The sequence below is a fragment of the Phytoactinopolyspora mesophila genome, assembly GCF_010122465.1.
Classification (GTDB): Bacteria; Actinomycetota; Actinomycetes; order Jiangellales; family Jiangellaceae; genus Phytoactinopolyspora; species Phytoactinopolyspora mesophila.
Map to the genome: position 1 here is coordinate 100,934 of NZ_WLZY01000007.1, position 15,566 is coordinate 116,499.

Genomic DNA, 15,566 nt, shown 5'->3' on the forward strand with positions numbered 1-15,566 from the left:
CCGGCCCCGCAGGGACCCCCCGACCACGGCGGGGGCGGGGTCCCAGGACGACGGCGCCGTCGTCCTCGCCGCGACCGACCCCGCCAACCCTTATGGTGCGGCGCTACCCTGGCCCGATCGCGAAGCCCTCGGGCCCGCGACCGAGACCGGGCACCGTCCCGGCCGCAAGGCCGGTGCCATGGTGGTTCTCGTCGACGGCGAACTCACGCTGTACGTGGAGCGAGGTGGTCGCACCCTGCTGTCCTGGACCGAGGAGCCGCGGTCTCTGAAGCTCGCCGCCGAGGCGCTGGCCGGCACGGTCCAGCGCGGCGGCCTCGGCGGTCTGCGGGTGGAGCGCGCCGACGGCGAGAACATCACCTCCACCCCTCTCGGTGATGCCCTGACCAACGCCGGCTTCTATGCAACCCCACGTGGGCTCCGGCTGCGCGCCTGACCCGGCATCGCCCGTTTCCCGGCGAGAACACCTCATGGTTCGGGTAGAGCCCAGTAGCGTACATAGTCAATGAGGAAGTCGGCCGGCATAACCGAGTGAGGGTTCCCCGGCACCGGATCAGGTGTCCAGTACGGATCGCCCATTGCCAGGTTCAGCCGCATGTACCACGGGCTGTCGAAGGTCTCGCCCCACACCCATGGCAGCGCGGTCGTGCCATCGGCGCCGTCGGGCGTGGCATGCGCCACCAGCACGCCGTCGAAGAACGCTTTGAACTCAGCAGGCGTGTACTCGATGGTCCATGTGTGGAATCCGGAGGCGGTCGTGTAAGGCGCGGACAGCTCAGCGACGCCGTGCTCATACGTCCAGGCCGCACGCTCACCGTGCGGCGCGACGGTGCGCTCGTGCAGCGTCAAGGTGGACGTCTCGGTGAGGTCAGGGCTTCGGGGGCGCTGTGGCGGGTCTCCCCAGGACTCCAAGATGTCGATCTCGCCGAGCGCGGGCGCGTTCCGGAGCCAGAATGCCGGCCACACACCACTGCTGTCACCTGCGGTCGTGGGGATCTTCGCACGGATCTCCCAGCGACCCCAGCGCTCGTTGTGGGTGGCCTGGGTGTCCAACGCTCCGGTGCGCCACCCGCGCTCCCGCCCACCCGAGTAGACCGGCGTGTCCAACTGGCTCAACCGGATGCGCAACATCCCGTCCTGAACCGATACCGCCTGCTCAGATAGGTCGCCCCAGTCGAACGAGAAGTTGCCGTGGGTGGATCGATCCCACACGGTCCACTTCTCCGGGTCGACAGAGTCGCCCGAGAACTCGTCGCGCCAGGCCGGTAGGCCCCAGCCAGGAACGTCAGCGGGATCGTCATGAGGCGCCGACGCGGGCACCGTCAACAGGGCGAACAACATTGCCGCCACCGCTATCACGGCACTCTTCATGTGCCACGCCCCCGAGTCGTCGCTGCAACTGACCATATCCCAGCGTGGTACCGATCACGGAACACATCCGGACAACCCGATGATGAACCAGGTTCACGCCGGGCCGCGGAACTCTTGACGACAGCCGAAATCTGCCGTTAATGTGATGCGAACTTCATTTCATACGTATTAATACTCCGTTCTTCTTCTCGGCTCGCCCACCGATCGACGGGACCTCCAACATGACTCCTGCACGCCGGCGTCGCCCCACCCAGGTGGACATCGCACGCCGGGCCGGCGTCTCTCAGGCGACGGTCTCCCTGGTCATCAGCGGTGGCGCCGCCAGCGAGCACGTGGCCGAATCGACGCGGCAGGCGGTGCTCGGTGCCGCCGCCGAGCTCGGCTATTCGGCCAACGCGGCGGCACGCAGCCTCAAGGGCGGACGCAACCACCTGCTCGGCCTTTACACGTTCGAGCCGGTGTTTCCCGTGGACCAGCGCGACTTCTACTTTCCGTTCCTCCTCGGCGTCGAGGAGGAGACCGCGGCCCAGGGCTACGATCTGCTCCTCTTCAGCTCCGCCGGGTCCGGAGGCGACCGCCGGATCTATGCCCGCGGGGCCAACCGGTTGAAAGTGGCGGACGGATGTGTGCTTCTCGGCCGTCACCTGCATCGCGAAGATCTCGCGCACCTGGTGCAAGAAGACTTCCCATTCGTCTTCATCGGACGGCGTGAGGTGCCCGGCGCGGAACTGTCGTATGTGGCCGTGGACTACACCGCGGCGACCCGCGACATCGTGACGACTCTGATCGGCCTCGGACACCGCAAGATGCTCTATCTGCAGGTGACCGACGGCGAAGAACCCACCCGCGATCGCGCTGCCGGGTATCGTCAAGGTCTGGCCGAGGCCGGGATCCCGATAGACGAGTCACTCATCCACCTGGTTCACGATCCGGACGACATCACCCCCGCGATGCTTCAGCGGTGGGTTGCCAGCGGGATCACCGCTCTGCTGGTCGAGCCCACTGAGGACGACGCCACCATCACCGCGGTCGAAACAGCCGCCAGCCGGGCCGGCCTGCGGGTGCCGGGCGACTGCTCGGTAGCGCTGCTTGGTGATCCGGCCCTGGTGCACGCCTCCGGCCGCGACTGGACGCGGTTCACACTCCCCCGGACTCACATGGGCCGCCAAGCCGTACGGGTGCTGCTCGACCTCCTCGACGACCAGACCGGGCAACCCCGCCAGATCTCCCTGCCCGCCACGTTCGTCCCCGGCGACACCATCGCTCAACCACCGCCGGTCGGCTCCGGACGGTCGGCATGACACAGATGATCGCCCGGCGCCTTGCCCTCGGTGTGTTCGTGATGTGGGGCTGCGTCACGCTGATCTTCGTCATCGTCGGGCGCACGTGCCGGCATTCACATCGGGCAGCAGCCGGACGGGGCCGATCCGTTCAATGGCGCGGTCGACGAGATACTTCCCTAGCGAGCTGAGCACCGGATCAGACGGACAGCGCACGCTGGACGTCAGTGGTTCATCCTTGGCGAGGGGCCGGTGGCCTGGGCCGCACGTGGAGTGCAGGCTTGTAGGCTCCGGCCCCGTGGGAGCGGGGCTATGCCAGTGGGGTACCAGGCGCGAAGTAAGCGCGATCGCCATGGATCAGCGGTGTCTCACCGGTCATGTGCTCCGGAATGTGCACTACCCGGCCGATGGCAACGCTGTGGTCGCCGGCATCGACCATCTCGTGCGGCACACAGGTGACGGCGGCCATTCCACCGGTCAGGATCAGCTCACCCGAATCGGCTCTGCTGGTGCGCCACGGGCTGAAGTCGTCCCGGTCGCCCGGGTATCGGTGCCGGGCGAAGTAATGAGCCGCGTCGAGTTGGTCGGCGGCCAGGAATGTGATCGACCAGCCGTCGGCCACGAACAGCGCGTCGTGGATGAAGCCGTCCTTCTTCACGCAGACCAGCACCAGCGGCGGCTCGAGTGACACCGACGAAACCGCCGTGACTGTGAGCCCACATGCCCGCCCGATCGGATCCAGGGTGCTGAGCACGCCCACACCTGCGGCTAGGCGGGCCATGGCGTTGCGGAACTCGCGCTCGACATCCGGCCTGGGGTCGTTGCCGGGGTCGTCGCCGCGCATCGCTACGGCATGCAGCCTCGACCGCGCCGGGCGTTCATCGTCCGGAACCGGATGAGTACTCATACTGATGTAGCACCACTGGGGAACCACGCATTCCCTGAGCCAGGGCCGCGGGCATGTATCGGCACGCTAGTTGAACCGGGTAGTTCTGTCCCGCGCACCTCAATCAGCCGACGGCGACTACATCGCGCTTGCGGGCGTCGGTACGTGGGCGAAGCTCGGTGAGCGCTCCCACTGCCGCCGCCTCGACCCGCATCATCTCGTCACTGACCTCGCGGAGAATCTCCGACATCGGCAAGTCGAGTGCCTGGCATATCGCGGCAAGAAGCTCCGACGAAGCTTCTTTGCGGCCACGCTCCACTTCCGACAGATAACCGAGACTGACTCGTGCGGCTGCTGAGATCTCGCGCAGGGTACGGCCCTGAGCGACCCGACGGCGTCGGATAACGTCACCGATGAGGCGCCTGACGAGTACCATGGGCCACCCCTTTCAAGGTCGGTCTCGACACTTGCTTTGTACCACCGTACCTCCCGATCGTAAGAACGCATCCCGGAGGCATGTTCACGAGAACATAACGTGTCGCAGCTCTCCTGCATTCCCGCATTTGCCACCTCGCCGATCCGTCGAGGGGAAACGCCGATCGCTCCCCGTCACCCGGACTGCTAGCCCTCACCTAAATGATCATGTTTGGTGGGTTTTCCCGTGCGTCACCATGGCTACAGACCTGTCGACGCACGAGAAAACCCACCAAACATGATCATTTAGGTGAGGCACGAAGCGCGGCGGAAAGTAGCATCTCCAGCGCCACGGACACAGTGCGCTCCCGCACGGCCGCGCGATCACCACGCAAGCACTCGCCACCGGTGAACGACCGCACGTCCGTGCCATCAGGCGCCGCCGCGGCGACGTGCACGGTGCCAGGGGGATGCCCGTCCTGCTCCGTGGGACCAGCTACACCGGTGGTGGCCAGCGAAATCCCCGCCCCCAGCAGTTCCCGCACCCCTTGAGCCATGGCGGCGGCGGTCTCCGCCGCCACCGGCCCGTGCTCGGCCAGGACGGCATGATCGACACCGGCGATGCGCTCTTTGGCTTCGTTCGCGTAAGCCACGACCCCGCCGACGACCACCACTGATGCTCCGGGTACGGCGGTCAGCCGGGCGCACACGAGACCGCCGGTCAGCGACTCAGCCGTGGCCACCGTCAGCCCCCGCTCGCGCAGCGCCTCGACCACGCCTTCCGCGCTTGCCATGATCATGAACCTTTCCCCTGACTGTCACCCGGGCAGGTGTTCATGATCACGTGCGGTTCTTGCCGCGGAGCCGGATGGCCTGCAAGACGTAATCGGCCCCCGTGATCAGCGTCACAGCTACGGCCAAGGCCATCGCGGCCATTTGCAGCGGCTCGAACGCCGCGGCCAGCGGCAGCACGTACAACCCAAGAGCGACGGCCTGTAGAGCGGTCTTCACCTTGCCGCCCCGCCCCGCCGGCATCACGCCATAGCGGATCACGACGAAGCGCATGGCGGTAATCCCCCACTCCCGCAGGAGCACCAACCCCGTGACCCACCAGGGCAGCTCGCCAAGAATGGACAAGCCGACGAAGGCCATGCCGGTAAGCGCCTTGTCCGCGATCGGATCAGCGATCTTCCCGAAATCGGTGATGAGCCCACGCCGGCGGGCAAGCTCGCCGTCGGCTCGGTCCGTGGCCATCGCCAGCACGAACGTCACGAAGGCGGCGATCCGGGAGGCGTCGTCGGCGCCGCCCGCGCGGAGCAACAGCCAGCCGAAGAGCGGAACCAGCAGGAACCGAACAACCGTGACCGCGTTCGCCAGATTCCACACGCTGGGTGGCTGCGGCTTAGGACGGTGAAGTTCGGGCACGCCGCCAGCCTAGTGCCTCGTCGTCCCGGTTCCGGCGATCGGTGTTCGCGCCACGTTCGCGGCAGAATAGTGTGATCTGGGTGAACACCGATTCGGCTCCAGGCACACAGCACGCCAAACGCCCGGACGCATCTGCCGGGACAGCCGGCCCACCGGCACTGGCGCTACGCGGTCTGGTCAAGCGGTTCGACCAGACCGTCGCCGTGGCCGGCTTGGATCTCGATGTTCCCACCGGCTCGTTCTTCGGCCTGGTAGGTCCGAACGGTGCAGGCAAGACCACGACCCTGTCGATGGCCACCGGGTTGATGCGCCCGGACGCGGGCACCGCATTCGTTCTGGGGCACGACGTCTGGTCCGATCCAGTCGCAGCCAAGCGGCTGCTCGGCGTGCTGCCCGACGGCCTCGCCCTGTTCGACCGGCTCACCGGGGCTCAGCTGCTGGAGTACATCGGCAGGCTGCACAGTCTCGACCGGGAGCTGGCCCAGCAACGCGCCGCCGAACTGCTCGACGTCCTCGACCTGGCCGACGCGGGTGACACGCTCGTCGTCGACTACAGCGCCGGTATGACCAAGAAGATCGGGCTCGCCTGTGCGCTCATCCACGGGCCGCGCATCCTGACTCTGGACGAGCCGTTCGAGTCGGTGGACCCAGTCTCGGCCGCCACCATCCGCAGTATCCTGCGCTCGTTCGCCGCGAACGGCGGCACCGTCGTCGTGTCGAGTCACGTCATGGCGCTCGTCGAGCAACTGTGCGATCACGTCGCCATCATCGCCGGCGGTCAGGTTCTTTCCTCCGGCGCCCTGGACGACGTGCGCGGCACGGGGTCGCTCGAGGACAGATTCGTCAGCCTCGTCGGCGGACACCGAGAGCTCGGAGAAGGTCTGGCATGGCTGCGCCAATCGCCGGGCTGACAGCTGGCCGTCCCGCGCACAGCAGCGGCCCAGCCGGTACGGCCGCCGTCGTAGCACTATTCGTCGGACTCAAACTGCGCCTGATCGGCAACAGCCTCAAAGGCTCCAATGCCCGGCTCATCGCCGGCCTCATCGGCAGCGCGGCCGGCATCGGCATAACGGTCACCGGTGGTTACCTCGTCGCGCAGCTACGCAACGCCGCGGCAGCCGATGCTTATTTGGTACTCGTCTGTGGCGGCAGCATCGTCCTGATCGGCTGGGTGCTTCTGCCGGTGCTCATCTTCGGCATCGACGAATCGATCGACCCACTGCGCTTCACTCTGCTACCGCTGTCCCGGAAGAAGCTGCTGGCCGGCATGCTCGCGGCCGGCTTCATCGGCATCCCGGCCGCGGCTACCTTGCTCGTCTCTACCGCGACCGTCGTCACCTGGTCCCGGGGCGTGCTTCCCGTGCTCTACGCGGCTGCAGGCGCACTCCTGGCCACCGTCTTCTGCGTGGTCGTCAGCCGGGCGGTCACCACCGCGCTGTCGGGAGTGTTCCGGTCGCGGCGGGTACGCGATCTCGTGTCGATGGCAGGCATGCTTCTGGTCGGCTCTGTCGTGCTGCTCCAGTTCGGGCTCCCCTCCATGGCACAGCTGGCCACCCGCGAGGTCGTCGAGCAGATTGCCGGTGTGCTCGCGTGGACCCCGCTGGGAGCCGCCTGGGCAGCGCCGCACGACGCAGTCGAGGGCTCTGCCGGCCTTGGCTTCATCCGGCTGCTGATCATGGCGGCCGCGGTCGTCATCCTGCTGGTTGCGTGGAACGAAGCGATGCGTCGCTCGCTCGAAAGCGGTGGCGCCGCGGCCGGTTCAGGTACCCGGAGGCCGCATGGAAAGGAACCGGGCAGCAACCGGCTGACGCCGGCGTGGGCACGCTGGTTCTTGCCACCGACGGTCACCGGCGCCGTAGCGGAGCGCATCCTGCGTCTGTGGTGGCGAGACCCTCGCCAGCGAGTGAGCTTGCTGATCATCCCGGTGATCCTGGCCGGCGTCGTGGCCGGGCCGTCGATCGCCGGTTTCCGGGACGAGGTTCTGGTGATGGCCGGGCCCGGTGTCGGCACGCTCATCGGACTGATGATGCTCAATCACACCGCCTACGACGGCAGTGCCCTGTGGACCCATCTCGCCGTATCACTGCCCGGACAGGTGGACCGCGCGGGCCGGGCACTCGGCACGGCGGTGTGGGCGCTGCCGGTCGTCGGGCTTGCCGCAGGCGCCACCTGCATGGTGGTTCAGCGCCCTGACCTGTTCCCCGCGGCTTTCGGCGCGTCGGTGGCAACGGTTCTCGTCGGTCTTGCCTTTGCCTCCGTGACCAGCGTCGTCATCGCGTTTCCGGCCCCGCCGGCCAGCGCGAATCCGTTCATCACGCCAGGTGGCGGGAACGTCGTCGTGGTCATGCAGCAATTCGTCGGCGGACTGACCGTGGGACTGTTGTCCCTGCCGGTCTACTTGCTGTTGGGCTTCGCACTGTGGTGGCGCGCAGAGTTCGGTTGGGCGCTGTTGATCGCCGGCCCGGTGTACGGACTGTTGTTGCTCCGGCTCGGCTGCCGAATCGGCGGCAAGTACCTCGACGAGCACGGCCCAGAACTGCTGCGCCGGATCACACCGACACGAACCTGAGGCCGAACAGGTACGGACCACCCCGCCACGCAAGTCGGCCTTCAGCCTGCTTCGCGGAACGGGTGGCAACGGCGTGCGCACGTTTGACCAGGATGAATCACCGCGAAACGGACCCCGATGATCGGCCAGAAACTATTGGCCACTCACCCGATGCCGTTCGTAGTGCGCGCCCGGCGCGGCGACCCTAGTGTTGGCCCCGTGAACGCCCAACCCGCTCAATCGCTTCCGCCGGTGTCCTGCTCGAGCTGTGGCCGGATCATGAACGACGACTCCCCGTCCGAGGCCCTGGCGTGGGCCGCAGAGCTTCGGGCCGGGCGCCGGATTTGGCTCTGCCCCAGCTGCGCACGCGCTCATGTGCGCGACATCGAGAGCAAGCTGCCCGCCGAGCACTGGATGTAGCCCACACCACCCAGCCCACCGCGCTCCCTAGATGATCATGTTTGGTGGGTTTTCTCGGGCCCCAATAGGGCTCCAGGCATGGTGACGCACGGGATAACCTACCGAACATGATCATCTAGGCGGAGTGAGAAGTACAGCGCGCCCGCCCGCTTCATCCCGTGACGGGGGCGGCGGTCAAATCGGCGCCGCTGCTGCCCGTGACGACGGCCCGCACGATGTCACCCACCTGCGCGCTGATACCTGTCAGAGTTGTCGAGCCATCGACCTCTGGCCCCTGGTGCGCGGCTCGGCCCTCCACGATCTCCCCGTCGACCGACTCGACAAGGACGTCGACGGTGGTGCCGACCCGATCCTCGGCGCGCTGGGCCACAAGATCGTCGATCAGGGCGCTGACCCGTTCCACCCGGGCCGCGACCTCGTCCTCGTCGACCTTTCCGTCCAGCCCAGCCGCTTCCGTTCCGTCCTCGTCCGAGTAGCCGAACACCCCGACTACATCGAGCCGAGCCCGCGAGAGGAAGTCCTCCAGCTCGGCGACATCGTCCTCGGTCTCACCGGGGAAACCGACGATGACGTTCGAGCGGATTCCCGCTTCGGGAACTATCTGACGGATCGACTCGATCAGCTCGAGGAATGGCTCGGTGGATCCGAAACGTCGCATTCGGCGTAGCACCGAGGAGCTGGCGTGCTGGAAAGACAGATCGAAGTACGGCGCCACACCGACCGTCGTCGCCATGGCCTCGATGAGCGTCGGACGCATCTCGGCCGGTTGCAAGTAGGAAACCCGGACCAGTTCGATCCCGTCGACGGCAGCCAGCTCCGGCAGTAACGTCTCCAGCAACCGGATGTCGCCGAGGTCCTTGCCGTACGACGTCGAGTTCTCGCTGACGAGGAACAGTTCCTTGGCCCCCTGAGCAGCCAGCCAGCGAGCCTCGTCCAGCAGGTCGGTCGGGCGTCGTGACAAGAACGACCCGCGGAACATCGGGATGGCGCAGAAAGAGCAGACCCGGTCACAGCCACTGGCCAGTTTCAGCGGCGCCATCGGCCCGTCGCCCAGGCGCCGCCGCACCGCCCGTGGACCGGATGCGGGCGCGACGTCGTCCGGAAGGTCCGGGGCCGCCACCGCCGTGCCATGCCCCGGCACCGAGCCTGCCGCGTCTTGCCGCTCAACCGGGGCGACCGGCAGCAACTTGCGGCGGTCCCGGGGAGCATGGGGCACGTGCTGGTTGCCGTCGAGGATGCCGCGCAGGCGCTCCCCGATCTGTGTGTAGTCGTCGAATCCGAGAACGGCGTCGGCCTCGGGCAGCTCATCGGCGAGTTCCTTGCCGTAGCGCTCGGCCATGCAGCCAACGGCGACGACAGCCTTGGTAGCTGCTTCGCCCTTCAGATCGGCGGCCGCCAACAGAGAATCGACCGAGTCCTTCTTCGCCTGCTCCACGAAGCCGCAGGTGTTGACCAGCACGGTTTCGGCTTCGGCGGGATCGTCGACGAGGGTGAAACCACCGGCGTCGAGGCGACCAGCCAGCTCCTCGGAGTCGACCTCGTTACGAGTGCAGCCCAAAGTGACGATTGCGACAGAGTGTTCGCTCATTTGGCACCAAGGCTACCCGAGGGCTATTCACAGGGAGCATGGCACGCTGAATACACGTTGGAAAGCGCAATCCGGCCTGGAACAACGTGTTCTCAACGTGCCATCCCGCCCGGCTTCACGGCATTGAGATGCAAGGGACCCCGAACATCCGCGCCGCGATCGTGGACTGCCGCACGATGCGGTGGAGCACGGCACCGGGCTCGTTCACCGCTTCCGCCGGTGTCCATCGCACGACGACGAACCCCGCCTCCTCGATGCGCATCTGGCGCTTCTTCTCATCGAGCAACACTCGCTCCGGCGGGCCCCACAGCGGGTCGCGATACTTGAGATGTCCGTCCACTTCGCCAACGAGGCGGTGCCGTCGCCACAGAAAATCCGACCGCACGCCCCCGTGTCCCTCACCGACGACCCACGCGTTGCATTCCGGAAGCGGAAACTCGGCGATCACGAAGACGGCGTACGAGAAAGACTCGCCGGGCGACTCACGCGTGCGCGATGCGTGCTCTGCCACCAGCCTCATCTGACTGCTTTTGCGCCATCCCTTCATGCCCTCGACCATCTCGTCGAGCTCCCCCGGCCGGACAACGTCGTTGCGAAGCGCCGCGTCAGCGACGATGAGACCAGCGGGAAAGCCGTGGTTGCGGGTGATGTCCAATGAAGTACGGGCCGGCACCGTCATCGGAACGCCCCGAAGGACGAACACGTCCCCCTTCGCTACGGACGCGGTCCGCACTCGCATTCCGCGGTAGCCGCGCCGGCCGTGGAAGCGTTGTGGCAAGGAGATCTCGACGCCCTCAGGCTGGCCCTTGGGCACCGGAAGCCCGAGGAGCAAGGCCGCGGAGTAGCCGCTAGCCCACCCCCGCCTGCCCAGCGCCAGTATCGCCGCCCATACCTCGATCGCATGGCGGAGCGCTGACGACGACGCACTCGCCTCCCATGCCGCGCGCTCGCAGTACACACCGCGTCGAACCCTAACGATCCGCCCCGTGCGGCACGCGTGCTCAATGGCGCTTCTCGACATGCCGCGCGAATACAGGTCCGCGACCGTATGGACCCCTGGCACCCCCGTCATGCGAGCCGATCTTTCCCTGGAGGCTGTCGGCTGGCAAACCGCTGCCCACAGCTTTTCCACAAGCCAGCCGGCCGACATGGCACGCTGAATACACGTTGGAAAGCGCAATCCGGCCTAAAGCAACGTGTACTCGGCGTGCCATCCCCCAAGGCTGAGTACCCGGCGACGCACCCGTACCTCGCATCGGTGGGCCGCTCGTCGCCTGTCACTCAGCCCGCTGGCCACCGTCCACGGCATCGAGCAGATCGAAATAGCCATCCACGGCGTTCCACATATGGTGTTCCGGGTACGTGCCCCTGCCTTTGTGCTGGGAACGCCATTCCCTGCCCCAGTAGTGCTCTCGCACGTGACGAAGGTGAGCCCGGCTTGCCGCCAGTTCTTCGTGAAGCTGTTCGGCTTCGGCTTCCGGCGATGGCGCGGGGAGCCGATAGGCTTCGGCATCGCCGCCGGCGAGGGCGTCCAACGCCTCGGACTCGGCACCGTCGATCGACCATATACGCAATGGACGTTTGATGTAGTGGTTCCACACCGGCCACACCGAGGGCCGCCAGAACCATGCGACCGACGTCTTGTGCAGTTCGAGCATGTGCTCTAGCCAGCCATAGGACTGCGGCCTCGAGCACCAGGTCAGCTCTCCCGCGGGGGCGTCGAGCACGAACGCCATCCGGAGGAAATCCACATCCGACGACGTGTCCAGGAGTTCTCCGAAGACGTACGCACCGATCAACACCGGCTCGTCGTCCGGAAAGCGGTTGACGTTGTCACAATGCTCAGCGATGGTCCGTAGGCGACGAACCGCGGTCTTCCGATGCACGGCACCATCCTGCACCAACCGCTCCAGCGAGTATTCCGCCGGGCGCGTGAGCCCAAGGGGCCGAGGCCCCCAACGCGGGCGGAACGTATTTACTCGCCCCGGAGCGTGCCCAGCACCTCTTCGAGGTCGTCCGGCTTGATCAGCACGTCACGGGCCTTCGATCCTTCCGAGGGCCCGACGATGCCGCGGCTCTCCATCAGGTCCATCAGCCGGCCCGCCTTGGCAAATCCCACCCGCAGCTTGCGCTGCAACATCGAGGTCGAGCCGAATTGCGTGTTGATGACCAGTTCCGCCGCCTGGCACAGCAGATCGAGATCGTCACCGATGTCTTCGTCGATCTCCCGCTTGGCAGTGGCCGGTGCCGTCACGTCTTCGCGGTAGGTCGGCTGCAACTGCTCCTTGCAGTGGTTGACGACTGCCGCGACTTCGCTCTCGGTGACCCACGAGCCCTGGACCCGGATCGGCTTGCTCGCGCCCATCGGAAGGAACAGCCCATCGCCCTGTCCGACCAGCTTTTCCGCACCCGGCTGGTCGAGGATGACGCGCGAATCGGCGAGCGACGACGTCGCAAACGCCAGCCGCGACGGCACGTTAGCCTTGATCAACCCGGTCACCACGTCCACCGACGGGCGCTGGGTGGCCAGCACTAGATGGATTCCGGCCGCACGCGCCAGCTGGGTGATCCGCACCACGGAGTCTTCGACGTCACGCGGCGCCACCATCATCAAATCGGCCAACTCGTCAACGATCACCAGCAGGTACGGGTACGGCGTGAGCACCCGTTCGCTGCCCTCGGGCACCTTGACCTTGCCCGCCCGAACGGCCTTGTTGAAGTCGTCGACGTGCCGGAACCCGAACTCGGCGAGGTCGTCGTAGCGCATGTCCATCTCACGGACGACCCACTGCAGCGCCTCTGCCGCCTTCTTCGGGTTGGTGATGATCTGCGTGATCAGATGTGGAACGCCCTCATAAGCGGAGAGCTCCACCCGCTTGGGGTCTACCATGATCAACCGGACCTCGTCCGGGGTGGCGCGCATCAGCACCGACGTGATCATGGAGTTGATGAAGCTCGACTTACCGGACCCGGTCGCTCCGGCCACCAGCAGGTGAGGCATCTTCGCGAGGTTCGCCACGACGAACCCACCCTCGACGTCCTTGCCCAGGCCAGCCACCATCGGATGGTGATCTTTACGGGCGACCGCCGAGCGCAGGACATCGCCCAGGCTGACGATCTCTTTGTCGCTGTTCGGGATCTCGATGCCGATCGCCGACTTCCCCGGGATCGGCGACAGAATACGGACGTCAGCGCTGGCCACGGCGTAGGAGATGTTCTTCGACAGCGCGGTGACCTTCTCGACCTTGACCGCCGACCCGAGCTCCACTTCGTAGCGGGTGACGGTGGGGCCGCGCGTGTAGCCGGTGACCTCGGCATCGATGTTGAACTGCTCGAAGACCCCCATGAGTGAATCGACCACCGCGTCCGAGGCGGGTGTGCGCGCCTTGTGTGTACTGCCTTGCCGCAATACATCGCCGGAGGGCAGCGTGTAGGTGATGTCCCCGGACAGAGCGAGCTGTTCGACGCGCTGCGGAACCGGAGAGTGCGGGGGTGGTTCCTCGATCGCCGTTTCCGTCGTGGCTTCGGTGGTGGTCTCTTCGTCGGTCGTGGGCGGCGGCGGAACCGGCTGTGTCTCCGCGTCGTTGGCCTTCTTCAGCCCTTTCCTGGTCTTCGGCTTCTCACGGATCACCGGGGAGTCGTACGGCTCGTCGTCGGTGGGCTCTAGACCGGCTTCCTTACGACGACGCGGGCTGATCGGGCGGGCCTCGTCTTCGCCTTCGAGCCTGCGGAAGCCGAGTACGACCGAGACCCGGTCCCACACCGCCATGGCGTATCCGGGTACCTCGTACAGAGGAATTCCGGTGACGACGAGCACGCCGAACAAGGTCAGCAGAATGAGCAACGGAACGGCGACCCACACCGTCAGCAAGTCGGCCAGAACCGTGGAGGCGATATACCCGACCGCGCCACCAGATCTCTGCAGTGCCTCGGCGCCGTCCACCGGCCTGGGCATTCCGCCGGCGATATGCGCGAGCCCAAGTGCCCCCAAGGACAGGAACGTCCAGCCGACCACCTGCTGGCTGGTGGGGCGGTTCGCATCGGGTCGACGGAGCAGCCGCCAGGCTGCCATGACCAACAGCACGGGGACGACGTGGCCGGCCGTACCCACTGCCCCGGTGACCACGTCGTGAATGATCCCGACGATCATGCCGTCAACGGACCACCACATGACGGCGGCGATCACCACGGCCACACCGATCAGCGCCAGCCCGGCGCCGTCGCGGCGTTGTTCGGTCGGGATCTCGCGGGCGGTCGAGCCGACCTTCCTCGCGGATCCACCGATCAGGTGTGCGAGCCCCATCCAGATCGCGCCGATCGCCCGGCCGATGGCGCGGAACAAGCGGATTCCCGCGCCTGGGCGGGCCGGCTTGCGGGGCGGGCGGCGGGCAGGCTGACGCCGGGTGGAGCCGCGTGCTGCCGCGGGGCGCTTTTTCGGGGCGCCCGACGTGCTACGCGACCGCGACGAGGCAGCAGGAGCGTTGGTCGTGCGGGTCACCATGAAGATCAGGCTACACGCGACACACTCGCATCTTCAGTCACACACGCCCCGGCGTGCCCCTTTTTCCGCCGTCTCCGAATGATCATGTTTGGTAGGTCTTCTCGCGCGTCACCATGCCTACAGCCCTGTTGACGCGCGAGAAGACCTACCAAACATGATCATTCGGCAGGGGTGCGCAGCTGAGCGCGAACATCCGGAGCCTGCGCCGTGCGGAGAACCTAAAGTCTCAACATGGCGAGTATCGAGATCAACGGAAGCCACCTGGCCTACGACGAGGCCGGGGCCGGCTCTACGGTCATCTTCATTCATGCCGGCGTCGCCGACCGCCGGATGTGGGACCACCAGTTCACGGCGCTGTCGGCGACGCATCACGTCATCCGCTACGACTGGCGCGGCTACGGTGAATCCGGCGAGCCTCACGGAGAGGTCGCCCACCACGAGGACGTGCTGGCGCAGATGGACGCGCTCGGTATCGAGCAGGCCGCCCTGGTGGGCTCCTCCTACGGCGGGGCGTACGCCGTAGACACCGCGCTGGCCGCCCCCGACAGGATCACTGCCCTGACGCTGATCTGCGCGGGTTTGTCCGGCCACGTCTGGCCACAGGGAATGCTCGAACTGGCTCGCCAGCGCGTGCACAACGCGGTGCCCGCCGACCGGCTAGAACGCTACCAAGCCGGTACGGCAGCACATGTGGATCCGGCGGACGTCCAGGCGATGGCCGAAGCTCAGGTCGACTTCATGGTGGTGGGACCCGACCGAGACGTCCGCGACTTCCCGGCACGAACCCGCGAGAAGGCGATCGAGATGTGCCGTGGCGTCTTTCTGCGGACCTGGAGTCGCAGTGTTCCCCTCGCCCAGCGTTGGATTGACCCTCCGGCCATCACGCGACTGGCCGAGATCAGCGCACCCACGCTCGTGGTCAACGGCCTCGCCGACGTCAGCTACATCCAGGCAGTCTCGGACCTACTCGCCGACGGAATCACCGGCTCCACGCGCGTCGACCTGCCCGATACCGGCCATTTGCCGCCGCTCGAACGCCCGGCCGAGGTGACCCGCCTGCTCATCGAGCACCTTGAGCGACCACTTCGCCTCCCATGATCATGAACGATCGTTGACGAATATGGTCAAGAAGTGTT

At 66.5% G+C, this 15,566-nt stretch carries 14 protein-coding genes and 2 pseudogenes; 6 read left to right on the top strand and 10 right to left on the bottom strand.

Annotated elements, in window-relative coordinates:
- A partial coding sequence (locus F7O44_RS29690; protein WP_222851511.1) for a hypothetical protein occupies window positions 1-433 on the top strand: 433 nt, incomplete at its 5' end.
- Between the two features lie 32 nt (window positions 434-465).
- Here F7O44_RS29690 and F7O44_RS19440 read toward each other — a convergent pair.
- Window positions 466-1,368: a glycoside hydrolase family 16 protein gene (locus F7O44_RS19440; RefSeq protein WP_162451951.1), complete on the bottom strand. Its 903-nt coding sequence runs from the start codon at window positions 1,366-1,368 to the stop codon at window positions 466-468.
- A gap of 221 nt (window positions 1,369-1,589) precedes the next feature.
- Here F7O44_RS19440 and F7O44_RS19445 point away from each other — a divergent pair, with 221 nt between their 5' ends.
- Entirely contained in the window at window positions 1,590-2,669 is a 1,080-nt protein-coding gene (locus F7O44_RS19445; RefSeq protein ID WP_162451952.1) for a LacI family DNA-binding transcriptional regulator, read from the top strand.
- Window positions 2,670-2,958: 289 nt separating this feature from the next.
- Here F7O44_RS19445 and F7O44_RS19450 read toward each other — a convergent pair whose 3' ends face one another.
- From F7O44_RS19450 to pgsA, 4 genes and pseudogenes are all read right to left on the bottom strand, one after another.
- Window positions 2,959-3,555: a flavin reductase family protein gene (locus F7O44_RS19450; RefSeq protein ID WP_162451953.1), complete on the bottom strand. Its 597-nt coding sequence runs from the start codon at window positions 3,553-3,555 to the stop codon at window positions 2,959-2,961.
- Window positions 3,556-3,700: 145 nt separating this feature from the next.
- Window positions 3,701-3,970: pseudogene (locus F7O44_RS31245) on the bottom strand (helix-turn-helix domain-containing protein); the annotation flags it as partial.
- Window positions 3,971-4,250: 280 nt separating this feature from the next.
- Window positions 4,251-4,742, bottom strand: coding sequence for a CinA family protein (locus F7O44_RS19460; protein ID WP_162451955.1), 492 nt, complete (start codon window positions 4,740-4,742; stop codon window positions 4,251-4,253).
- 46 nt (window positions 4,743-4,788) lie between these two features.
- Window positions 4,789-5,373 carry a CDP-diacylglycerol--glycerol-3-phosphate 3-phosphatidyltransferase gene (gene pgsA / locus F7O44_RS19465; RefSeq protein ID WP_162451956.1) on the bottom strand — a complete coding sequence of 195 codons (585 nt, stop codon included), beginning with the start codon at window positions 5,371-5,373 and terminating at the stop codon, window positions 4,789-4,791.
- A 158-nt stretch (window positions 5,374-5,531) separates the two neighbouring features.
- Here pgsA and F7O44_RS19470 point away from each other — a divergent pair, with 158 nt between their 5' ends.
- The 3 genes from F7O44_RS19470 (at window position 5,532) to F7O44_RS19480 (ending at window position 8,341) form a co-directional block, all read left to right on the top strand.
- Window positions 5,532-6,284: an ATP-binding cassette domain-containing protein gene (locus F7O44_RS19470; RefSeq protein ID WP_187361491.1), complete on the top strand. Its 753-nt coding sequence runs from the start codon at window positions 5,532-5,534 to the stop codon at window positions 6,282-6,284.
- On the top strand, window positions 6,260-7,942 hold the full coding sequence (locus F7O44_RS19475; protein WP_162451958.1) for a hypothetical protein: 1,683 nt from the start codon (window positions 6,260-6,262) through the stop codon (window positions 7,940-7,942). The genes F7O44_RS19470 and F7O44_RS19475 overlap by 25 nt, the downstream gene beginning before the upstream one ends.
- 198 nt (window positions 7,943-8,140) lie before the next feature.
- The gene (locus F7O44_RS19480) at window positions 8,141-8,341 is read left to right on the top strand and encodes a hypothetical protein (RefSeq protein WP_162451887.1); all 201 of its coding nucleotides are present in this window, start codon (window positions 8,141-8,143) and stop codon (window positions 8,339-8,341) included.
- Window positions 8,342-8,492: 151 nt separating this feature from the next.
- Here F7O44_RS19480 and rimO read toward each other — a convergent pair whose 3' ends face one another.
- The 5 genes and pseudogenes from rimO to F7O44_RS19500 form a co-directional block, all read right to left on the bottom strand.
- Window positions 8,493-9,929, bottom strand: a complete 1,437-nt coding sequence (gene rimO / locus F7O44_RS19485) for a 30S ribosomal protein S12 methylthiotransferase RimO (protein ID WP_162451959.1) — start codon at window positions 9,927-9,929, stop codon at window positions 8,493-8,495.
- A gap of 115 nt (window positions 9,930-10,044) precedes the next feature.
- Window positions 10,045-10,887 carry a hypothetical protein gene (locus F7O44_RS19490; protein ID WP_246221251.1) on the bottom strand — a complete coding sequence of 281 codons (843 nt, stop codon included), beginning with the start codon at window positions 10,885-10,887 and terminating at the stop codon, window positions 10,045-10,047.
- Between the two features lie 3 nt (window positions 10,888-10,890).
- Window positions 10,891-11,079, bottom strand: a pseudogene (locus F7O44_RS32345) (type IV toxin-antitoxin system AbiEi family antitoxin domain-containing protein); the annotation flags it as partial.
- A gap of 127 nt (window positions 11,080-11,206) precedes the next feature.
- Window positions 11,207-11,815 (bottom strand): DUF7711 family protein, encoded by a 609-nt coding sequence (locus tag F7O44_RS19495; RefSeq protein WP_162451961.1) that lies wholly within the window; start codon window positions 11,813-11,815, stop codon window positions 11,207-11,209.
- A gap of 89 nt (window positions 11,816-11,904) precedes the next feature.
- A complete protein-coding gene (locus F7O44_RS19500; protein ID WP_162451962.1) occupies window positions 11,905-14,430 on the bottom strand; it encodes an FtsK/SpoIIIE family DNA translocase in 2,526 nt (841 codons plus the stop codon).
- Between the two features lie 231 nt (window positions 14,431-14,661).
- Between F7O44_RS19500 and F7O44_RS19505 the strand changes: the two genes are divergently transcribed.
- Entirely contained in the window at window positions 14,662-15,528 is an 867-nt protein-coding gene (locus tag F7O44_RS19505) for an alpha/beta fold hydrolase (RefSeq protein ID WP_162451963.1), read from the top strand.
- Window positions 15,529-15,566 lie beyond the last annotated feature (38 nt).

Excerpts from the sequence above, each read along its gene's own strand:
- F7O44_RS19440 (WP_162451951.1), bottom strand. The coding sequence starts at position 1,368 with ATGAAGAGTGCCGTGATAGCGGTGGCGGCAATGTTGTTCGCCCTGTTG.
- F7O44_RS19505 (WP_162451963.1), top strand. The coding sequence starts at position 14,662 with ATGGCGAGTATCGAGATCAACGGAAGCCACCTGGCCTACGACGAGGCC.
- F7O44_RS19450 (WP_162451953.1), bottom strand. The coding sequence starts at position 3,555 with ATGAGTACTCATCCGGTTCCGGACGATGAACGCCCGGCGCGGTCGAGG.
- F7O44_RS19445 (WP_162451952.1), top strand. The coding sequence starts at position 1,590 with ATGACTCCTGCACGCCGGCGTCGCCCCACCCAGGTGGACATCGCACGC.
- rimO (WP_162451959.1), bottom strand. The coding sequence starts at position 9,929 with ATGAGCGAACACTCTGTCGCAATCGTCACTTTGGGCTGCACTCGTAAC.
- F7O44_RS19460 (WP_162451955.1), bottom strand. The coding sequence starts at position 4,742 with ATGGCAAGCGCGGAAGGCGTGGTCGAGGCGCTGCGCGAGCGGGGGCTG.
- F7O44_RS19475 (WP_162451958.1), top strand. The coding sequence starts at position 6,260 with ATGGCTGCGCCAATCGCCGGGCTGACAGCTGGCCGTCCCGCGCACAGC.
- F7O44_RS19500 (WP_162451962.1), bottom strand. The coding sequence starts at position 14,430 with ATGGTGACCCGCACGACCAACGCTCCTGCTGCCTCGTCGCGGTCGCGT.